Source organism: Prevotella merdae (assembly GCF_900290275.1).
Lineage (GTDB): Bacteria > Bacteroidota > Bacteroidia > Bacteroidales > Bacteroidaceae > Prevotella > Prevotella merdae.
Map to the genome: position 1 here is coordinate 129,488 of NZ_LT985324.1, position 22,430 is coordinate 151,917.

Below are 22,430 nucleotides of genomic sequence, written 5' to 3' on the forward strand. Positions count from 1 at the left end.
TTAAGAAGACGTTTAGTCTGTAATTTGTATTAAATGTTCTAAAAAAATAACGACAATCCATGGCTTTATCCATTTATTCTCTCTATATTTGCAATATCAAAATGATATCATTTATCAATTATTCAATATCTAATTAAAAAAGTTACAATTATGGAGAACAGGGAATTTCAGTTTAAAGGTGCTACGCTTGGTGGCTTCCCAATGCTTTTTGCCAACATTCTGTTGACGTTGTTAAGTATAGCATTGATAGTATTGGGTATACTTCAAGAGTCTAATGAGGTGTTGATGTGGCTGCTTATAGGTATAGGTGCAGTAGTGCTTGTGTCTACATTTTTTATATGGGGTGGCTTTGTGATGCTCGAGCCAGGCGAGGCACGTGTAATGATGTTCTTCGGAAAATATAAAGGCACGTTCACCAAGGTGGGCTACTCATGGGTCAATCCATTTATCAATACTAAGAAGTTGTCGTTGCGTGCGCGCAACCTTGATGCCCAGCCTATTAAGGTGAACGACAAGACAGGCAACCCGGTGATGATAGGCTTGGTGCTTGTTTGGAAACTTAAAGATACCTATAAAGCAATGTTTGAAATCGACTCGCAGACAATGGCACAGAGCGGAGCGGCACAACAGAACGGAGTGCAGATAGGCACAAGCGTGTCTAATGTTATGCTTGCTTTCGAGAATTTTGTCAAGACACAGAGCGACGCAGCCCTTCGTCAGGTGGCAGGACTGTATGCTTACGACAATAATGGGTCGGGCAACAAGGAGCTTACCCTGCGCGACGGTGCCGACGAGATAAACAAGCAACTTGAGGAGAAATTGGACGAGCGTCTTAGCATGGCCGGAATAGAAGTGGTAGAGGCACGTATCAACTACCTGGCTTATGCCCCAGAGATAGCTGCCGTGATGCTACGTCGACAGCAGGCAGACGCCATAATCTCTGCTCGCGAAAAGATAGTCGAGGGTGCTGTGTCGATGGTTAAGATGGCTCTCGACAAACTAAGTAGCGAGGATATTGTAGAGCTCGACGACGACAAGAAGGCGGCTATGGTAAGCAACCTGCTGGTAGTGCTTTGTGGAGACGATTCGGCTCAGCCCGTTGTCAACACTGGAACCCTAAACCATTAAACCAATATGTCAAATAAAGAAACAAGTACAAAGAGTTTTGTTCTGCGTGTGGATGCCGAGACAATGGATGCTATTGAGGCGTGGGCTGCCGACGAGTTTCGCAGCATCAACGGACAATTGCAATGGATCATTGCTGAGGCTCTGCGCAAGAATGGACGACAACCTAAGAAACGAAAAATAAAAACAGAAGAAAAATAGACGATGTGTGTCAAAAGTCATTGTATAATGCCAAAATGGTCAAGATTACTGGCTTGTAAAAGCAATATATATTACTTGTATATTTAATATATAATCTTTAGCCATTTAATATATATTATTGCGTCAAGCAACACTCCCCGCATTATTTTGACTTTTGGCACACCCTCTCCACTTTTTTATATAACCACAGCCGTTCCACTTTTTTATATAACCACAGCCGTTCCGCTGCACGTAACCATAAGCATCGATCCGCTCTCGCCTACCGTTTCGTAGTCGAGGTCTATGCCTACGATGGCGTTGCAGCCCATTTGTTCGGCTCGCTGTGCCATCTCTTGCATAGCCGAGTCCTTAGCCTGGCGCAACACTTTCTCGTAGGTGCCGCTGCGGCCGCCAAAGAAGTCGCGTATGCCAGCCATAAAATCCTTAAACACATTGGCGCCGATAATGGTCTCGCCAGTTACCACTCCGCGATACTCGCGTATTGGATGTCCTTCAAGAGTAGGAGTTGTTGAAAAAATCATATTAGTCCTTTCTTTTTTTGATTGTTATTTTTTTGTTTTTCCCAAAAAATAGTCGGGGTTTATAATTATTGACGTATATAGATAACCGAAAGTTGCAAAAATGAATAGTTTTCTTTGCATTCTCCCTTATTTTACGTAAATTCGCAACATAATAAAGCAAACAAGCAGAAAGGAACGGAATGGGTTTTGGAAAGAGAACTGCCATAATAGGTCTCGGCATATTGTCGATGGCATTATTGCTTGTCTCGTGCCGCAAGGACGAGGCCAAGACTTCCATGCGCTCGGTCTACTACTGGAGCACAACCCTCAACATGGACTCCACGAAGACGGCATTCATAAAGAAATACTCCATTTCGCGGATGTACCTGCGCTACTTCGATGTGGTGGACGACGAGGCAGGAAGAGCCATGCCCAACGCCACACTAAGTTTTGCCACTAAGGTGCCTCAGGGCATCGACATTGTGCCAACCGTGTTTGTCATGCCCGAATGTCTCAGGCACGACCGCCACCATTTGGCACGGCTTATTGTAAGGCGTGTGCTGCAGATGAGCCAGACAAACGATGTGCACAATGTAAGGGAAATACAGATAGACTGCGACTGGACCCAGTCTACACGCCAGTTGTACGACGACTTTATGCAAGCCATGCTCAACGAGTGTCATAGCCGAGGTCTGCAACTGTCGTCAACCATCCGTCTGCATCAGCTGTCTCAATTGCCTCCGCCAGCCGATAGAGGCGTGCTTATGATGTACAACACGGGCGACGCAACCAACATTAAGTGCCACAAGCCAATACTCGACATGCGCGACGCGGCTCCATACCTTCAGTATCTTGCCCAGTATCGGTTGCCCTTGTCAACAGCCTATCCCATATTTGCTTGGCGCATACTGTTCCGTGGAGGCCGTTTTGTTGGCTTTGTGCATTACGATGGCGAATATCCCATGCTTCCCGACGACTCCATTGCCATACGGAAACCCTCAGCCGCGGACATCATGGAAGCCGTAAAGGCAATACAGAGCCGACGCCCCGACGCCAATAGCGAGACAATACTCTTCGACTTAAGCAACAATAACATCAACCATTTAAACCACAAGGATTATGAGACGATTCTTAATTTATAGCCTCCTTGCCCTGCTGCCCCTTGCCCATGTCAAGGCGTGCATATCCGAAGGCCACTTGCACAACAGCTATATGTTCTCGGTATTCCACCGCAATGCCCTGACCTATGGCCCTGCCTATCTATACTCCATTGACCGCTATTGGCAAAGCTATACTGGCAACGACGGCCCAAGTGGTACTACATACTACAAGTGGAACAGAGAGGAGATAATGAAGACAGCAAGCAGCAAGGGCGACCGCGAGATGATGGCATATCTCACGCTGTTAAACCGCTATCTTAACATCAGCGAAGCCTATGCCACCGACGCTTGGGATTATCCCACAAAGCAAGAGATGGCAAGCAGACGCAGCACGCTTTCTGGCATCATTGCCGCATCCAAGGCCTACAGGGGCGCAAGGCTGCGTGCACAGTACGTGCTGCTGCAGATGCGTGCCAATATGATGCTGGGTAACCACAGTGCCAACATAGCCCTATGGAACGCTACGGCATGCAAAATGGATCAAAGCCAGTGGCGCGACGCCATGCGCAACATTTATGCCCGTGCCTTGCTTAAGAGCGGACAGCGCACACGTGCTTGCGACATCTATGCCGAGCAAGGCGATGTACGGTCGATTAAGGCTGTAATGAAGAACTATCGCAGTCTGGCAGGAATCAAGTCGGTATTTGCCAAGAACCCCAACGCTCCCACACTTGTATATCTTGTACAAGACTTTGTGAATAATTTTCAGGAAACACTCGACCAAAAGCCCGAAGAGCTTGCTAGCGACGAATGGTTTAGTCTGATCGACGCCAAGCGGGTGTTGCGCAAGGACGCATTGGCCTTTGTGCAGTTTGCCATTAACGCTGCCGACAACAAGAGGGTTAAGTGGCCCAGCTTGTGGCTCGCTGCCGCAAGCATGACCAATTATCTTATGGGCAACTACGAGCATGCCTTTGTTGAAGCCGAGAGGGCTGTAAATGCCGAAGGCACACAGCGCATGCGCGATAATGCACGTGCCATACGCCTACTTGTGTCCACATGCTGCAACAAGCCCAATGACGAATATACTAGCTTTCTGCTTGCCGAGTTCGGGTGGCTCGACAATAAGATAAAGGAGGAGCGTGCGAGTGACGGCGAATACTTCAACCATTATACCGACGTTAAGGACCGTGTGGTGCACATGGGTCTGGAGCCTCTGTTCCGTGGCGTGGGCATGGACAATGCGGCGCTTGCCCTATGCGCCATGATGAGCGCCGAGAACAAAGACCTCTTAATGGTTGAACAAAGGAACGCAGAAGATTCGTTCGACGAGAACTATAATATGGTGTATGGTCCGTGGGACGAGTATTTCTGCAAGATGGACAGTCTGACAGCCGACCGCCTTGCCAACTACTACAAGTATCTAACAACAGCGCACAGCAATGCCTTTGAGACATACTGCGTACAGAACACCTATCATGACGCCGACTACTTTAACGACCTGATAGGTACCAAGCTAATAGCCGAGGGACGCTTTGCCGACGCCATACCCTATCTAAGAAAGGTGCCAACATCGCTGCTCTCGAAACAGCTGATAAGCGTGTTTGCTTCAAAACGCCATTTCGACACGCCACGATGGTTTGGCAAGCAATATGTTGACGACGGTTACGAGCCGGTAAAGGTTAGTCGCAACGCCAAGCTCGACTTCTGTATTGACATGACCTCGCGCCTAAGCCAATACAGTCTGGCACGCGAGGGCAACGACAAGCAACAAATGGCTTACGACCTTGCCGTGCGCTACTATCAGGCCTCGTGCTATGGTGACTGCTGGTATCTTACCCACTACTATCGTAGCGTTATGGATTCGGCACGCTCGTGGGAGAAGGATTTTGCAGCCGAAACCGTTAAGTATCTCAATGTGGCAAAGCAGAGCAACGACATGCGCTTGCGCTACAATTCGCTTTATGCCTTGGCGTTTGTGCCAGTAGAGCCGTGGGCAACAACCGAATACGACGCGAGCAACGGCTACAATGAGATTCTTGTGCTACATCCACAGGCGGCACAATACCAGGCACTAAACGAACTTGGCATGTTTGCCTTGGCTCATCCAGAGGCAATCGACGACTACACACGTCGATGCGACGTGCTGCGGCAGTTCAATCAGAAGTAACGATGAGTGAATAACAATTAAATAAAAAACAAACAGAAGAAGAAAAAAAACATTATTATGTGGCAAAGACTGAAATATCTATTGTCTGAATTTGTTGTGGTGTGGGCATATTTTGTGCTGCAGAAACCCGTGTTTATGATGTGCAACGCGTCAAAGCCCTATGCCCTTGCCGATTATCTGAGCGTAGCATGGCATGGAGCCTGGCTTGACGCCACCACAGCCGGCTATCTTACGGCCATACCTTTCCTGCTGCTGTTGGTGTCGGTGTGGTGGAACAAGTTGCCCTTGCGCAAGATACTTACACCTTATTATATAGTGGTAATGTTGCTTGTGTCGACAATCTTTGTTGCCGACACGTCGCTCTTTGCCTTTTGGGAGAGCAAGCTCGACGCAACTGTGTTTGTGTATCTCGACTCGCCCAAGAATGCGGCAGCCAGCGTTTCCACATTGTATATAGTGCTGCGCGTGCTTTACATCGTGGTTCTAACGGCCCTGATGTCGTGGTTGCTATGGCGTCTTACGCCCTGCAAGCTGCAAGCCGTGTTGGGTTGGGGTAGGCGTATGCTTGCCACGGTGTGTGCCCTGCCCGTAGGCGGTTTGCTGTTCTTGGTTATCAGGGGAGGCATCAGAGTGTCTACACAGAATGTGGGAACCGTGTATTTCAGCAGCGACCAGTACCTCAATCTGTCTGCCATCAACCCCGTGTTCAACATGTTTGCCAGCATGGAGTTTCAGAAGAAGTATGAGGACGAGTTCCGCTTCTATCCCGACGAGCGCCGCGCCCAGCTAATGCAAGGCCAATACCTTGTAGCCGACACAGCCACAACAGCTGTACTCAACACCAAGCGCCCCAACATCCTTGTGATATTTATGGAAAGTTTTGGCGCCACAATGATTGAGCGTCTTGGCGGAGCCAAGGGAGTGGCGCCCAATCTCGACCGCCTGTCGCGACAGGGAGTGTTCTTCAGCAATCTGTATGCAAGTAGCTTCCGTACCGACCGAGGCACGGTTTGCACCTTTAGCGGCTATCCAGGGCTGCCAACATTGTCGATAATGAAGGTTCCGCGCATAGCCAACAGTATGCCCAACATTGCCCATTCGCTTGCCGAGGCTGGCTATCAGACCGACTTTCTTTATGGTGGCGACATCAATTTCACCAATATGCGTGGCTATCTGCTTGCTGGAGGATTCCAGAAGCTAACGTCGCAAGACGACTTTACGATGGAGGAACGCAACTATGGCAAGTGGGGTGTGCCCGACAACCTTACCTTCGACCGCCTATTCAATATGCTGAAGGAGCGTGAGGGCAGCAAGCAACCGTGGTTCACGTCGTTCCTTACACTAAGCAGTCATGAGCCGTTTGAGGTGCCGTTCAGTAAGTTCGAGGACGACCATTTCAATGCCTTCGCCTATACCGACCACTGCATAGGACGCTTTATAGAGCGATTCAGCAAAACACCGCAATGGGCCAACACCCTCATTGTATTGCTGCCCGACCACGGCATTCCATATCCAAAGCAAGGCGAGCGATTTGCCCCGCACTTCTTCCGTATACCGATGATTTGGACCGGAGGAGCTGTGGCCAAGCCAATGGTGGTGGACAAGATAGCCAGCCAAACCGACTTGGCAGCCACGCTTCTTGCACAGCTCGGCATAAGGCACAACGACTTTGAGTTCAGCCGCAATGTGCTCGACGCCTCTTACACACGTCCGTTTGCTTTCTACACCTTTGTCAATGGATTCTGCTATCTCGACAGCACCGGCGTAAGCGTATACGACAATGTGGCAAACCGCGTGTTCTACAACGAGCAGCCATCGGGCAACAGCCAGCGTGTGGCTAAGGGCAAGGCAATATTGCAGACCCTATACGATAGGGTAGGGGCCATAAATAGTGGCAAATACAAATAAAGCATTTCTTAAGGAGAGGGGATTAACGGCATCCCTTCTCCTTTTTATATTATATAATGTATATATACAAAAAAAAGCCGTTTTATGTTATATTGTAGATATAAATGTAATATCTTTTATTATTTATCGAAAAAATACAATAAAAACTACTAATTATTAACGATTTTATTTTATCTTTGCGCTGTAATAAGTGAGAGTAGGACAAATTTAGTTTGTTTATACCCCCAGATTAGCTAAAATATTAATTGTAAATACAAATTGCTCAATACAACTTTGTTGCTACAAATTGCTCAATACATAGTTTATAACATTTTTTAATTATTATCTTTTATGAAGAACAACTACATCTTAGCGTTGGCTTCGGCGTTCTTCTTTTTCGGTTCGGTTGGTGTCAAGGCACAGACCATCCTCGACGAGGATTTTGAAACTGAGAATACAGATGCCGAAAACAACATCACCCGTCCAGTGGCGGTTGAAGAAGGTTGGACCACAATCGACTCCTATTCAGGAAGCGAGTTGCGTTACAATTGGTCTAACTATTATTCTGACAAAGGCACAATTGGCGGCAAGCATGTTGCTATGTGCGACGGTCCTATAAGCGCCGACTTTGCTCCAGAAGCTGCCAAGCCACGTGAGGAGATTCTGCTTTCGCCAGAACTCGACCTCAACAACACCTATCAGTTGAGCTTCGACTGGAAGGTTTCGCCAATGGCAGCCACAGCCAAGAGCATGTACGACCTTCAGGTTAGAGTTGTGGTAGACGGCGATGTTGCCAATGCCGAGACAATATTCTCTATCCAGAACAAGGAAGACCTTAAGGAGAGCGGCGTTAGCGAGTGGCCTCTTTCTACATGGGACACACACACTAGCAAGCTCGACCTAAGCGACTGGAAGGGCAAGAAGATTAAACTTGCTTTCGTTTACAAGATGTATACTACTATTGCCAACATTGTTTATCTTGACAATGTTAAGGTAAAGAAGTTTACTCCTGCCACATCGCCTGTGGCCAAGCTCAACAAAACCACTTACAGCTATGGCGATGTTTACATCGGCGAGAAGTTCTACTCGGATGCCTTCACCCTTACCAATACCGGTTTGAAGGGTCTGCAGATTACAAGTGTGGACCTGCCTGAGGGCGTAGGTCTTACTATCGACCCATCTGCTGTAAATCTCGACAAGGCCCAGTCGGTTAAGTTTAATGTCTCTTATACTGCCTCGATTACATCATCTGCCACACCTAAGGTTGTGCTCCACACCAATGGTGGCGACCTTACCATCAACCTTAAGGCAAACAAGAAGATGGCTCCCGACGGACTTACCGAGGAGACATTCGAGGTAGCCTTCCCGCCAGCTGGTTGGCAGAACGACGGATGGTCTAAGTCGAATGGCGGTCTTGAGGGCGACGTGTCGGTTTATGCCTCAGGTTCATATCGCGACCAGTACATCACATCGCCACGTCTCGACCTTACCAAGGGCGGAAAGGTGCAGTTCTCTTACTATAATCAGTATGATACCGAAGAGACCGATGAAGATGGCAATGGTGTAGCACAGAGCAACGACATCACACTCGACCTTTCTACCGATGGCGGCAAGACATGGAAGGCCGTTTGGACATTCGACTACAAGAAGGGCACTTACGGCGAGACTACTACAGTAGATCTTGGCACAGCTACCGACAACTCGTACGTGCGCTGGCACAATACAGCCATTAAATCTAACGACGGTGATGTAGATCCTTACTCTTCGTTCTATCTCGACCGTGTGTTCCTCCCTGCACTATATGGACAGGAAGGCACTCCGTTTGCAGCTATTCTTGTGGCTCCTGCCGACAGTCTTACAAATGTATACAACCAGAACATCGAACTTAAGTGGGGACCGGCCCTCTTTGCCGAAGGCTACAAGCTCTATGTAGGTACATCAGAGAATGTGTACAACGTTGTAGATGGTCTCGACCTCAAGGACGCCCTGTCTTATACATTGGCTACAGCCGAGTACGAGACAATGTACTACTGGAAGGTTGTTCCTTACAACGAGAAGGGTGCCTCGACACAGGCTACAGTATGGCACTTCACCACACAGAAGGACGCTTCTACATCCGAATTCCCATATACTCAGGACTTCAGCGGTGTTAGTACCGATCTGCCAACAGGCTGGATTTCTACCAACACCACACAATACGCCAACCGTAGCTGGAGCGTGCTCAAGGACAAGGGCACACCTGCTCCTTGCCTCTTCAACATGTGGCTCGACAAGGGCAACCAGGCATTTGTAACCACTCCAGAGTTCAAGCTTCCTACCGACAAGAATATGTCTATCTCGTTCGATTGGGTTGACTGCCATCCGGTAAACGCCAAATTCGACCAGCTGGGCAACGCCAAGAAGCAGAACACAGAGGGTGCTCCTACAACCGTTACATTCGAAGTGTTGGTAGACGGCGCTTGGAAGCAGCTCTCTTATATCTCACAGGGTCTCGACGAGGATGTTGATCCTATCTATTGGATTAACGAGAAGATAGACCTCTCGGCTTATGCCGGCAAGACAGTACAGTTCCGCTGGACTCACACAGCCAACAATGGCAACGACAACGGTTGCGGTCTCGACAACGTGGTTATCGAGGAGAACGTAAGCGACAAGGCCGTATTCAACAAGGAAGGCTGGAACGCTGGCAAGGCGAACTATAACAAGGGCACCAACTCTGGCGACATTTTCACTATCCAGAACAAGGGCGAGCAGGCGTTGAAGGTTAAGAGCGTAAGCTTCGCTACCGACAACTTCGCCTCTTCTATAACTCCGGGCACAGAGATTGCAAAGGGCGAGTCGCTCACATTCTCGCTCCAGTTCTATGCCAAGGACGTGCAGTCTACCGTAAACGACAACATGACCGTTACATTCGAGAGCGGCTACTCTGTACAGTTCCCTGTTGAGGGTACAGCTCTTGCAAGCGACGTGCTCTACTACTCGTTCGAGGACAACGACCTCGACTACAACTGGACAACCGACTTCAACCTTATTGATGTTGACCGTTCAGCCACAGTTCCATTCAATTGCTATGGCACCGAGTTCCCGTCAAATAATGGCGTTTACGCATTTGCAGTGGCTTACGAGCGTCCCGACCACAAGAACGTGGCTCCTATCTCTGGCGACGCATTCATTATCCCTGGCTCTCCGCTCAACGAGACAACCAAGGGCGACAACTGGATTGTGTCTAAGAAGCTCACAGCTACAGCCGAGTCGGAGTTCGACTTCTACGCTCGCAACTGGGAGAGCAAACAGAGCATCCTGCCTTCAGGTCTACACAGGGTAGAGGTGCTTGTTAGCGAGACCAGCAACACCGACCGCAACTCGTTCAAGACTGTGCTCAACCAGCAGGAGATACCATTGCTCGACCACGAAGACTGGAAGCATTACACAGTTAACCTCTCGGCTTATGCTGGCAAGGACATCTATGTTGCCGTACGCGACTACACAGAGAGATATGCTCTGGCTGCGTTCTACGACGACTTCACCTTCTCTCATTTCGACAATGTTGCCACTGGCATCAAGTCGGTTCAGAACGCTGTTTCGGCTGCCGACGCTGTGGCTGTATACAATCTTAATGGCATGAAGGTGGCACAGGGCAACGGCATGGCTACCCTTAACGGCTTGGCAAAGGGTGTTTACGTAGTAAAGGTGCAGACCGCCGATGGTGTTAAGACCATGAAGGTGGCCCGCAAGTAAAATATCATCTTTGGATTAATGCTTTTAAAGGTAATGTGGTGCGCATGCTCCTTGCGGGTTGTGCGCATCCGTTACCTTTTTCCTGTTTTCATCATTCTATAAAAAAGCTAAGTAAAAAATGAAATCAAAATTCTACTCATTTACGCTGCTCCTCTTCCTCTTGCTCACGTCTACAGCTTCGTTTGCACAGAAGCGCGATAAGATGCTAAATATCGAGGTCACCACCAATGCCGGCATTTCGCTTGCCGGACAGCTGGTTGACGTAGAGCAGACCGATTATCAGCTGCAATATCCAGAAACCACACTCGATGCCGACGGCAAGTGCTCGCTCAAGGTTTATGCCGGTAACAATAAGGTTACGGTAAAGCGCGACGGATTCAACACAGCTACTGCAACAGTCAATATTGCCGCCAACGAGACTGGCAAGGACGTAAAGTTGCAGCTCGTAGAGCTTACGCGCGACCCCTTTGCGCTTAACGCCGTTTGCACATACGACGCCTATACTGGCAAGAATCAGGTCAAGGTTACTTGGAATACCGAGAAGCCTGCATTCTTCGACGACTTCGAGAGCTACGATCCATTCTCTATCAATTTTGGCGATTGGACTGGAATCGATGCCGACCATCTAATGACAGCTCCTCTTACTGGCGACTATCCCAACCGTGGTGTCTTCCAGTATGCACAGATAATGAATCCCCTGAAGGTAGACCCTATGTGGTACTACGACTATCCTACAATGCGCGCATACAGCGGCAAGCAGTATGTGGGTTTTGTACGCACCAATTCGGGCGAGCCTAACGACGACTGGCTCATCTCGCCTGAGATTACTGTTGGTACCGACAACATCCTCTCGTTCTACGCTATGGCTGCCGACAAGTACATCGAGAAGTTTGTTGTCTACATCACAACCCAGACCAACAATCCTACTGCCGACGACTTTGTACAGCTTACCAAGGGCAATTACGAGACTGCCGACTACAAGAAGAATTGGCAGCTTATGCAGTACGACCTTGCCGAGTACGCTCAGCAGAAGGTAAAGATTGCCATTCGCTATATTGGCGATGCTGCCAGCGAGGGAGCCTTCATGCTCAAGCTCGACGACTTTTATGTAGGTCAGTCTACAGCTGTCTCGTATGCTCTCGCTCCTAAGGCCAATCGTGTGGCACGCAACCACAAGTCGCCTGCCAACCCCAACGAGACCTTCGACATCTATCTCGACAATCAGAAGGTGGGCAAGACCGGCACCTACAGCTATGTGCTGAGCGATGTTGCCGAAGGCACCCACACCATTGGCGTAAAGGCCAACTACATTGCTGCCCAGAGCCAGCTCGTTACCACTACCATCGAGGTTAGCAAGTCGGCCTACGCCAGCCTTACAATGAAGGTTGCCGCTGACAGCAAGCTCTCAGCCGACGGAACCGTGGTCAACCTCCTTTCTACCGATAACGGAACTGCCTACCAGGCTACAGTTGCCAATGGCGTGGCAAAGATATTGATGCTGCCTAAGGGCAAGTATACTGTAAATGTGGAGAAGGGTGCCTTCAAGGCCTACTCTAAGGAAATAGACCTGCAGGCCGACCAGACTCTCGACATCAATCTTGAGGACGACGTAATAACTCCTTACAATATTACTGCCGACATGAACGAAAGTGCCGACGGTATAAGTGTAAAGTTGAATTGGAACCAGATTCTTGGCTTTAGCGACAGCTTCGAGACCTACGACGACTTTGCCACAGGACAGTTTGGCGACTGGAAGTCGGTAGACCTCGACCAAACCCCGGTTTATCCTATCGGTCTTGGCTCGACCAGCAACATCGTAACTTTCCCTGGCTCGGGCGACGCCTCTAATCCTAAGGCCATTGCCCCAATTGTGTTCAACCCTTGGAACACGGTTCCTGCCATGCTTCCTACCGATATGGCTATGCAGGCTCCCGATGGCAACAAGTACGTGGTGTTCTTCTCGCCCCAGGGCGCTCAGGCCGACAAGTGGCTTATCTCGCCGCTTATCGACATCTACGACGGCTACGAGCTTAAGGTTACAGCCAAGAGCTATACCGACATGTACAACGAGAAGATGGAGTTTGCCGTGTCAGAGACGGGCAGCGACAATCCCGACGACTTCGTAGTGCTGAGCAACGCCCAGAACATTCCGAGCGACCAGTGGACCGTCTATTCTACCGACCTTGCGCCTTATGCCGGCAAGAAGGTTCGCCTTGCTGTTCACTACACGTCTACCGACGCCTTCTTTGCCCAGCTCGACCTCTTCAAGGCTGAGCCTGCCGATGGCAGCAATGTGCAGCAGGATTACGGCAACGTGCTCCACTACAACATCTACATCGACGGCTCTAAGTATGGCGAGTCTACCACACCGTCGTTCACCATCGACAACCTGCCAGAGGGCAGCTACACCATCGGCATCGAGGCTGTCTACAAGAACGCCGTGTCTGAGATGGCTACCTATCAGATTGTTGTTAGCGGTATCGATGTGGTTAGAGCCGATACCGACGCCAATGCCCAGGTGTACAACCTTGCCGGACAGAAGCTCAACGCTCGTCTGCACGCCCTGCCACAAGGCGTCTACATCGTTAAGGACGCCAACGGAGTAAGAAAGGTTCGCAAGTAATCTAAACAATTAAAGAATTCAAGTAATAAAGAATTCAATTAATTCAAAAAAGCAAAAGAAGAGTAAAAATGAAAAAAACATATATTACCGCCATGTTGATGTCGCAGAGCCTTGTGCTCTGCGCCCAACAGGTGCACGTGGGTGGCGTTTGTGCTAAGTTGCCCAAAACGTCTACAATAACTGTCAACGTTCCGGTAGAGTCGGCTGCACCACAGGCCAAGGTGCCCGTTCGTCGTGTGCTTGCCTCTACTGAGCGTGGGGTAGGCTATTGCAGCGGCGATAGCATCACCACCAAGGGCATGTGCTTTGGCAAAGCCGGAACCTACAGCGTGGCAGCCGACCTATCATCCTCTGTACTCAGCTCGTACAAGGGCTGCAAGGTAGTGGGCATTCGCTTTGCCCTGTCTCAGAGCATAGGCAAGTCAAAGGTATTTATATATAAGGTTAGTGGCCAGAATGCCTCTAGTCTTGTCAACGCTACCGTGCGCCGTACCAGCGAGGGCTGGAACGAGGTGCGCTTCAACAGCGCCCAAGAGTACACCATACAGGACAACGACGAGCTGATAATTGGTTACGACTACAACGAGTCTGAGGCAATGGCCACAGCCGAGGAGGGTGCCATGTGCTTCTACACCCCAAAGACCTCCACTCCCAAGGCGTCGCTCATTATGAATGGCGATGGTTTCTACTATATGGAGGGTGTTGGCAACCTTTGCGTGCAGCTGATAGTTGACGTTAGCTCGTTGCCCAAGAAGGACGTGCAGCTGACCCACCTCTTGGCTGGCGGCAAGTATCAGAAGACAGGCGCCACGCTCGACACTTATGTGCAGTTGCAGAATGTTGGTCTGGAGGACATCTCGTCTATGCGTCTGGGCTATCGTTTCGACGACGGCAAGGCCACCTATAAGGATTACGACGAGGAGGTTAAGGCCGACGGCTTAAGCGGCGTAAGCCTACTGCTGCCATTGCCTAAGGACATTACGCCCGGAGCCCACAAGCTGACTGTCTTTGTAGACAATATAGAGGGCAGCACACCTACCAAACCCGATGGCGACGAGATTGCCAACTCGTTCGTGGTCTACACCAAGAGTCTTGAACGCCAGCAAACCTACGTGGAGCAGTATTGCAGCCAGGACGAGAGTATGGCCTACTACATAAACCCTGGCATGGACGAGGCTGCCCAGAACAAGGATGTGTGTCTGGTAAATGTCTACAAGCATGGCGAGCCACTTGCTCCCGAAGGTTCAAGCTATCTCGAGAATCTCTATGCCTACACCTACCCGTGCTTCACAGTAGACCGCTTCTACTTCTTTGGCGAGAACAACATTGCCTTCGACCTAATCGACTACGCCACCTTTATGCCTCAATTGGTGTCTGAGGCGGTTGAGCAGTTGGTCAACGAGAACCGCGCCGGCAACCCGTCGTTCGCCACAGTCAATCTGTCGTCGACCTACACATCTGCCACACGCCAGCTTACGCTCGACGTTACGGGCGACGTTACCGACGAGGCTAAGTCTATTTATGGCGACATTGGCCTTACGCTTATGCTTGTAGAGAATGGAGTTGTGTCGCCACAGAAGGTTGTTGGCACCCTGGGCTATGGCACAACCACCGACAACAAATACGTGCACAACCACGTGCTGCGCGCCTACGTAACAAGTCCTAAGGGCGACCGCATGGATATTGCCGACGGCAAATACTCGGCCCGCTACACCTACACCTTGCCTGCTGCCTGGAACGCCGACAACATGCAGGTTGTGGCATTAGCCGGCAAGTACATGCCGACAATCGACGATTCTAACGTGCTGGATGCCGACATAACCAATGCTTGTACAGTTAAGCTCACAGGCGGCACAAGTGGCATAAGCGCTGTAAATACTGCCAACGTAGCCTCACCTGCCGACGGCATCTACACCCTTGACGGCACACGCGTGTCCAACCCATCCAAGGGCCTCTACATCGTGCGCAAGGGAGGCGTGGCACGCAAGGTGGTGATAAAAAATAACTGAGACACAGATAGCGAAAATAACAACACAGATATTAACAACTTAAAAATTTATTAGCTTATGAGAAATTTTTATTGTTCGTTAGCTCTCATCGCCGCCTCCACGCTGTGGGCAGGACAGGCAAGGGCCGACATCGTGCAAAACTACACGATGGACTTCAACAAGTCTATCTCTACTACTGCCCACGATTTTAAGGTGGGCTCAGGATGGGGCCACATCGTAGGCAAGTACACAACCGAGGGTTGGAGTAGCGAAGATTATTACGTGAGTTACACCTACAGCTCGACAGACGGACGCAACGGTTCGGGTGCGATAAAGGTTGGAAGCCAGACCATTGGTGACGACTACAATTACGACGTTGGCCCTGTAAACGACCTGCTCGTTACGCCAGCCATCACAGGCAAGGCAAGCATCTGGGTAAAGAAGACTTCTTCGTGGAGCTCGTCTACAATTAAGTTTTATGCCGTAACCCTTGAGAACGGCAAATACAAGATGGGCGACCAGATTGAGGTGGAGATTCCTAAGCTTAGCACCGATTGGGTTCAGGTCAATCTGCCCGAGCAGAACAACCAGTACATTGGTATTCGTGCCGAGAACCTCTATATCGACGACTTTGCCGCCGACAATGCCGACATCGAGTTGCAGAAGTCGTTGCTCGTAAGCAAGGTAAGCTACAAGGGTAAGGACAAGGTAGACTGTGATGCCGATGGCAAGTTCCCGGTAGAATATGAGGTTACAATTACCAACAATGGCGACCTCGACCTTACCGAGGGTACCGAAGGCTACAGCCTATCTGTAAGAAACTATAGCAAGAACAAAGCGGTGGTATTCACACAGCCGCTTAAGGGCAACCTTGCGGTAGGCGCATCTACTACAGTTATAGTATCTGGCACCGCCAACTGCAACACTTATCCTGATCGCAACCGCTATGATGTGTATGAGGACCTTACCAACACCTCTAAGGCTGGTGCGTGGATAGAGCCTGTGCCCTACAAGCCTGTGCTCACAATGCGCAACGATGATGGCAAGATAGACAACGGCAAGGAAACATTTGCATGGGGAATGGTCAATGCCAGCACCGACAAGACATTCAAGATAAGCAACGATGGTGCAGCTCCGCTCAACATAACAAAGGTTGTTGTGCCCGACGGATTCACCACCTCGCTTGCAGCTCCGCTCACAATTGCGGCTCACGAAACTAAAGATTTCACCGTAACTATGACGGCTGAAAAATCGGGCATCTACTCGGGCGAGTTTAAGGTGTCTGGAGAGGGTGTTGACGACTTCAGCTTTAACGTGTCGGGCACCGTGCTCGACCCAGCCAAGTATTACGCCAACTTCAACGACGACCAGATTCCGGCGGGTGCCTATGCCGAGGATGGATGGAGCGTAGCTCAGCGCGATGCTGCCAGCAGCGACAACCCATACCTCTTGTCTAACGGCAGCCAGGACAAGGACAACAAGTTTGTTACACCGCTGCTTAAGGTGGCAGAGGGCGAGAAGATGTCGGTTGACGTAGCCCGTACCAACTACTATACTGGTGGCGAAGGCGTCTACCTCAACGTTTACTATTCTACAGACCGCACCAACTGGACTCTGGCTCGCAAGATTACAGCCAATGAGCTGTCTGAAGACCGTGCAGTAAACTATACCTATTACTATAGCAAGCTCAAGACATTCGTTATCGACAACATTCCTGCCGGCAACTACTACATTGGCTTTGGTGCTGGCTACACCAGCATCGACAACATCTATGGCTTCGAGAAGGTAGACGTGGCTCACGACCTTATGCTCACAGCCTCTAAGCTGCCTGCTACAGCTGTTGTAAACAACGCCTATACAGCTACAGCCACCTTGCTCAACGTTAATGCCAAGGACGAGGCTGCCGACTCATATACAGCTTCGCTCTACGTAGACGGCGAGGTAGTGGCTACAGCTCCTGCCAAGGCTATTGCAAGTGGCGAGAAGGCCGAGTTCTCGTTCAGCTATACTCCGCACAAGGCTGGTGTTGCCGAGGCTTACATCGAGTTTAAGAATGCCGCTGACAACTATACCGTAGCTTCAGAGAAGGTTTCGGTTGACGTTAAGGAAGAGCAGGCTACCGGTACCGTAACCGTAGGCAATGGCAACACTACTTCAAACAAGACCGCTATCGACTGGTACGATGCCAACGGCTCAGGTGCCCACATGGACAACCTCTACAAACCCGAGATGCTCGAGAAGTACGGTCTTAAGAAGGGTGCCAAGATTACATCCGTATCTTATACCGGAACAAGCTTTAACGATAAGACCGTAAGCGACATCCTCCTTACAGCATACGTAGGCGCTGTTGATACTGCCAAATTCGAGGCTGGCAAGAACTATGAGTCGCTGCAGAAGGTGGACGTTTACACAGGCAAGTCTACTATCGACTTTGTAGACGGTAAGACCTATACAACAACTATCACGCTGCCCGAACCTATCATTTGGGATGGCACATCGGCAATCCGCGTGCTTACTTATGTTAAGGCCGACAAATATGTAAACGTTAAGTTCAACGCCGACGATTCTGACAATAACTCATATTATGGCTCTGGCGCTCCGGGCGAGGCTTCAAGTCTTTCGGCTAAGCCTACTGCCGTAGCCGAGTTTGGCATTCAGACCGAGCCTTCAGTAATGTCGGGCAAGGTTACATGGAAGAACAAGGCTGTGGCTGGTGCTACCGTAACACTCACAAGCGGCGACGTTATCTACACAGGCGCTTCTGACGACAAGGGTGCTTATTCTATCGACGTTATACAGAACGACAAGAAGTACAACCTCACAGTTTCGGCTCCTGGCTACATCGACTACACAGAGAACGACGTAGACCTTAGCAAGAGCCTTAACAAAAACATCGTGCTCGAGGTAGAGCCTGTTGCTGTAACAGTAGGCGAGGGCGGCAACGCCATGTTCTCTGCTACATGCGCCATCGACTTCTCGCTCACTCCTGAGGTTGAGGCTTATGTTGTAACTGACGTTAAGGGCAACTACACCGAGCTTGCTCAGGTTACAGCCGTTCCGGCTGGCACGGGTGTGCTGCTCAAGGCTAAGGCTGGCAACTACAAGCTTGCTCCGGTTCCCGAGGCTGAGGCTGTTCAGAAGAACTTGCTTGTAGCCGTTGACGAGGATTACACCATTGCAGCTTCCGACGTTCAGAACATCTGGTCGTTGGCTACCGACGACAAGGGTCAGGCTTGCTTCACATCTGTTGTTGGTTCTGTAGTAGAGGCTGGTTCGGCTTATCTGTCTGTAGCTTCAGACAAGGATTACATCTACCTCGACAAGGCTACAGGTTTGCGTGGTATCAACGCTGCTGCCACTCTCGACACCAAGGCTCCGATGTACAACGTGGCTGGTCAGAAGGTAGACGCTTCTTACAAGGGCATCGTGATACAGAATGGCAAGAAATTCAATAACAAGTAAAAGATATAAATTCTGATGCTTGCATGGCTCAGCCTAAACATGGGCTTGAGCCATGAACTTATACAAAACGAGAGGGGATGTCTTATTTACGAGGCGTCCCCTCGTTTTGTGTTTGGGCGGTTATATGGAGTAGTAAGCTCGTCAGAGCGCGTTTCTGCCGTTGTGGGACGATTATTCGCATGGGCATTTTCGAATATTCGCATGGGCATTTTCGAATATTCGTGTGGAGCATTTCGAATATTCGCTTTGGTGCTTTCGAATGGGGGCTATGGCGCCTCGCCATAGTATGAGCAGCATGATTAAGTGAAGTGTTAAGAGTGAAGAATCCATGTACTAAAAGTTTTTAAAAGTGAAAAATTCATTTGTTGAGTTATGATTTAATCAAGAAGCAAGCGGATTATTCAAATTCTTCACTTTCAAAACATCACTTTTCATCTTCTGATTCCACTTGCTTGAAATCAATTGCAAAGATACAAAAAATATGGCAACAACAAATGATGTGGCAAGAAATTTCTTCATAATCCTTAGTTAGTCATTTTCAGTCATTAGTCATTTAGTCATTTTCAAAAAAAATATCATGTCACGATCTCTATATAATTATAATAATTATATAGGCATAATTTCACACTTTCAAAATCGAAAATGACTAATGACTGAAAATGACTAAATAAGTAGAGTCTTATTGCTCCTTAGCATGTTACTCCTTTGAAAATAAGACCATTAACATGCCAATCTGTACACTCTTATACGCAATTGGTCGAGAACAACAGCAACAATCATGATTGCAACAATAGCCAAGATAGCTTTTGTCCAAAACAATACTGTTGGATTTGTACACCACAGGGTCTTGAAAAAGGTCTGATAGCTGTCTTGCAAACATGGAGATGTATGTAGTAAATAAGCAGCAAAAGAGCTTGCGGCAAACCAATTGACAACCTTGTTCTTGAACTCAAACTTGGTGAATATCAAGCAGAAGTAAATAGAAGAAATTATTACAACAGGATTGAGATAAATAAAGCAATTAATTCTAAAGCAACACCACGTAAGCGCCGTTAATATCGTACACAAAACATATATCAACAAATCAGCATATATAGGGAAAGTTGTAAGTCTGGGTTTGTATATTCTAATATATCTTACTAATAGATACAATCCGAAGAAGAATATCGGGGAATATCCCTCGTTGAATGTGCTGACAGGACGGAAGCCATATGTTAATGCAAAGCCCCAAAACAGGACAAGTAATAAGCGGTAGCTGTTGCGTGATGCTGTCTTTATATAGGCGTTGAGTACAGGAGAGAATATCAGGAGAAGCACGTAAGACATTATATACCAATTGTCTGCAAACGTCATCCTTATTAATACCAATTTATTTAAATCGCATATTCCAACCATTACTAATATAACAGTTGTGCCTATATAGAAAAATGAACTTTGAAACAGGAAGCTTACTAATCCTTTGAGTTTGAAATTTATTCCAAACCAACCAGATATGAATACAAAGCAATTGACAGCTATTATACCAGCTGATTCGAATAATGTTCTACACCAGGTGGCAAGTGGATTGGCTGCCATTTCGTCGATTGTCGGCTCTCCTAAAGACCAAAAATTGGCATGGATGAACAAAATGAAGAACATTGCTATAATCCTTAATATCTCGATATTCGAAGCTCTTGTTTTGTCTCCAGCGTTTATAATTTTCTCTGTACCCATAGATTGTATTAATTGTTTCTGTCAAATTATATATTTTTTTGCGTTAAAGCCAGCATTCTTGGTTCCGTGTTTTGCTCGTAGTCATTAAGGTCATTAGTCATTAAGGTCATTAAGGATTCTTGTGGTTTATCAGGAATATGGAGTAATAGATGTGTACTCTTGCAGTTTATCTTTTCCTTGTTTCATGCCTTCAGCCATACCTTCTTCCTTGCCTTGTTTCACGCCCTTTTGGAATCTGTCATCCAATAGGGTTCTTTCAACACTTACAGAGTCCCAAAACTTGTCGTAGGCCTTCGAGTTCGGGCACAAGTTCTGTAGGCAGATACTCTATCTCGTGTATCTGCTCGTCGTCGCTGAGTGGCATGAGAGCGTTAAGGAGACTTATCAGTCGCGCTGGATGATTGCCAAATATCTTCTTGAACGTGAGGTCTGCCTTGGGGTCTAAGTATTTCATAATCGTTGCTTTTCTTTTGACAAAAATACAATTTATCCTTGTATCCTCCAAGAGAATCCATAATTATTTAATCCTCAGTTATTGGTATACGATCCAAAATCGTTCTTCTTTTCGGTATCTTGCACTCTGCAGATAGCCTCGTTCCCGTCATACGCGCTTGTTCGTGGTCATTAAGGTCATTTGTCATTAAGGTCATTAAGGATTCCTTAAACATAACGCTGAACGATTCGTTCATCGTTGCGAAACGTGACACAGCTTTTCAACACTCTTTATAAGCGTGTGGACAAGAAGGATAAGGGCGTCGCAAATTGCGACTCCCTTGGTGGACGACAGAAAACTACCATCATCAACGAGTCATGGCTTTACTTACGATGAAGTGCTTGTCGTTGACCCAGCAACTCCGATAAGTCGTGAGGAATATCTGGCTTATAAAGAAACAAACGCGAAATGTTAACAAGATTATTATTTACCCACATTATGGAAACAAAAACATTGGAAATAGATAAGGCCCTTTATGAAGAGGTTCAGAGATATGCGAGCAGCAAGGGGACCGACTTGAGAACTCTCGTAGAGACTTATTTGAGAAGTCTGCTTAAAAATGAAGCAGAAGAAGGGGCGATTTAAAGTCACTACAGTCACGAAAGTTATGAAAGTCATTAAGGATTTTTGTGTAAGGGCCTCGCTACAAACGAGGTCCTTTTTGTAGGAGTTTGTGCTTGTTATTTAATTATTTTAGTTCGATCTAATATGTTGTGGTAGTATGATTTCGTAAGCTAATGGATTGCGTATTCGGAAAAAATATGTAACTTTGCAAATAAGCAAGGTTGCATTTCAATAAAAAGGAGGTGATTATGAATACAATAACAATACAGGTTGAAGACCGTAATGTAATGTCAGGACTTAAAAAAGTATTGAAGTCCATGAATGGTGTCGTTATTTTACCTACTCATAAAAACAAGAAGTCAGGCATGGAAGAAGCAATGGATGATATTCGCCATGGAAGAGTGACAGAATATAAAGATGCTGATGAAATGTTTGAAAAGTTGGGTATATGAAATATCGAATTATTGCTACTAAACGTTTTGAGAAGGATGTTAAGCGTTGTATAAAACGTGGACTTCCAATGGAAAGGTTTAAAAAGGTGATTGAATTACTTGAAGAAACAGGGCAGTTGTCTTCGGAATATAGACCACATAAACTTTCTGGAAAATATGTAGGAAAGTGGGAATGTCATATTATGGCTGATTGGTTGTTGGTATGGGAACAATATGATGATAAGCTTGTGTTGATTTTAACAAATACAGGTTCTCATAGTGATGTATTTTGATTTATAATAACGTCCCCTTGCTCGATTTCGCGGAGCAAGGGGACGTTATGTTGTTACTGTTCAAATGTTTTTTTGATTATATCTTTTTATTTCGTAATTTTGCAATTGCGGACAATCCACATGGATAAATTAATAAGATAAT

At 47.8% G+C, this 22,430-nt stretch carries 14 protein-coding genes and 1 pseudogene; 12 read left to right on the forward strand and 3 right to left on the reverse strand.

Features of this window, described 5'->3' with window-relative positions:
- Positions 1-150 precede the first annotated feature (150 nt).
- Complete coding sequence (locus C9991_RS06965; protein WP_106811879.1) at positions 151-1,128, forward strand: SPFH domain-containing protein; 978 nt, start codon at positions 151-153, stop codon at positions 1,126-1,128.
- Positions 1,129-1,134: 6 nt separating this feature from the next.
- Positions 1,135-1,326: a type II toxin-antitoxin system antitoxin gene (locus C9991_RS06970; RefSeq protein ID WP_106811880.1), complete on the forward strand. Its 192-nt coding sequence runs from the start codon at positions 1,135-1,137 to the stop codon at positions 1,324-1,326.
- A gap of 203 nt (positions 1,327-1,529) precedes the next feature.
- On the opposite strand, the gene C9991_RS06975 is transcribed toward C9991_RS06970, so the two are convergent.
- Positions 1,530-1,847 carry a heavy metal-binding domain-containing protein gene (locus C9991_RS06975; protein WP_106811881.1) on the reverse strand — a complete coding sequence of 106 codons (318 nt, stop codon included), beginning with the start codon at positions 1,845-1,847 and terminating at the stop codon, positions 1,530-1,532.
- Positions 1,848-2,026: 179 nt separating this feature from the next.
- Between C9991_RS06975 and C9991_RS06980 the strand changes: the two genes are divergently transcribed.
- The 7 genes from C9991_RS06980 to C9991_RS07010 all read left to right on the forward strand — a co-directional run bounded on the left by C9991_RS06980 (position 2,027) and on the right by C9991_RS07010 (position 18,794).
- Complete coding sequence (locus C9991_RS06980) at positions 2,027-2,968, forward strand: hypothetical protein (protein ID WP_106811882.1); 942 nt, start codon at positions 2,027-2,029, stop codon at positions 2,966-2,968.
- Positions 2,946-5,096 carry a hypothetical protein gene (locus C9991_RS06985; RefSeq protein WP_106811883.1) on the forward strand — a complete coding sequence of 717 codons (2,151 nt, stop codon included), beginning with the start codon at positions 2,946-2,948 and terminating at the stop codon, positions 5,094-5,096. Before C9991_RS06980 ends, C9991_RS06985 begins: the two co-directional genes overlap by 23 nt.
- Before the next feature lie 57 nt (positions 5,097-5,153).
- Positions 5,154-7,004 carry an LTA synthase family protein gene (locus tag C9991_RS06990; RefSeq protein WP_106811884.1) on the forward strand — a complete coding sequence of 617 codons (1,851 nt, stop codon included), beginning with the start codon at positions 5,154-5,156 and terminating at the stop codon, positions 7,002-7,004.
- Positions 7,005-7,334: 330 nt separating this feature from the next.
- Positions 7,335-10,721 (forward strand): T9SS-dependent choice-of-anchor J family protein, encoded by a 3,387-nt coding sequence (locus C9991_RS06995; RefSeq protein WP_106811885.1) that lies wholly within the window; start codon positions 7,335-7,337, stop codon positions 10,719-10,721.
- Between the two features lie 118 nt (positions 10,722-10,839).
- Entirely contained in the window at positions 10,840-13,344 is a 2,505-nt protein-coding gene (locus C9991_RS07000; RefSeq protein WP_106811886.1) for a choice-of-anchor J domain-containing protein, read from the forward strand.
- 68 nt (positions 13,345-13,412) lie between these two features.
- A complete protein-coding gene (locus C9991_RS07005; protein WP_106811887.1) occupies positions 13,413-15,353 on the forward strand; it encodes an Omp28-related outer membrane protein in 1,941 nt (646 codons plus the stop codon).
- Positions 15,354-15,410: 57 nt separating this feature from the next.
- Positions 15,411-18,794, forward strand: a complete 3,384-nt coding sequence (locus tag C9991_RS07010) for a carboxypeptidase regulatory-like domain-containing protein (RefSeq protein WP_106811888.1) — start codon at positions 15,411-15,413, stop codon at positions 18,792-18,794.
- Between the two features lie 720 nt (positions 18,795-19,514).
- On the opposite strand, the gene C9991_RS17265 is transcribed toward C9991_RS07010, so the two are convergent.
- Both C9991_RS17265 and C9991_RS07025 read right to left on the reverse strand, forming a co-directional pair.
- Positions 19,515-20,507, reverse strand: coding sequence for an acyltransferase family protein (locus C9991_RS17265; protein ID WP_308269356.1), 993 nt, complete (start codon positions 20,505-20,507; stop codon positions 19,515-19,517).
- 298 nt (positions 20,508-20,805) lie between these two features.
- Positions 20,806-20,961, reverse strand: a pseudogene (locus C9991_RS07025) (PD-(D/E)XK nuclease family transposase); the annotation flags it as partial.
- 477 nt (positions 20,962-21,438) lie between these two features.
- Here C9991_RS07025 and C9991_RS16675 point away from each other — a divergent pair.
- From C9991_RS16675 to C9991_RS07040, 3 genes are all read left to right on the forward strand, one after another.
- Complete coding sequence (locus C9991_RS16675; protein ID WP_157949392.1) at positions 21,439-21,585, forward strand: DUF6364 family protein; 147 nt, start codon at positions 21,439-21,441, stop codon at positions 21,583-21,585.
- 227 nt (positions 21,586-21,812) lie between these two features.
- Entirely contained in the window at positions 21,813-22,016 is a 204-nt protein-coding gene (locus C9991_RS07035) for a hypothetical protein (RefSeq protein ID WP_157949393.1), read from the forward strand.
- Complete coding sequence (locus tag C9991_RS07040) at positions 22,013-22,288, forward strand: type II toxin-antitoxin system RelE/ParE family toxin (protein ID WP_106811892.1); 276 nt, start codon at positions 22,013-22,015, stop codon at positions 22,286-22,288. Before C9991_RS07035 ends, C9991_RS07040 begins: the two co-directional genes overlap by 4 nt.
- Positions 22,289-22,430 lie beyond the last annotated feature (142 nt).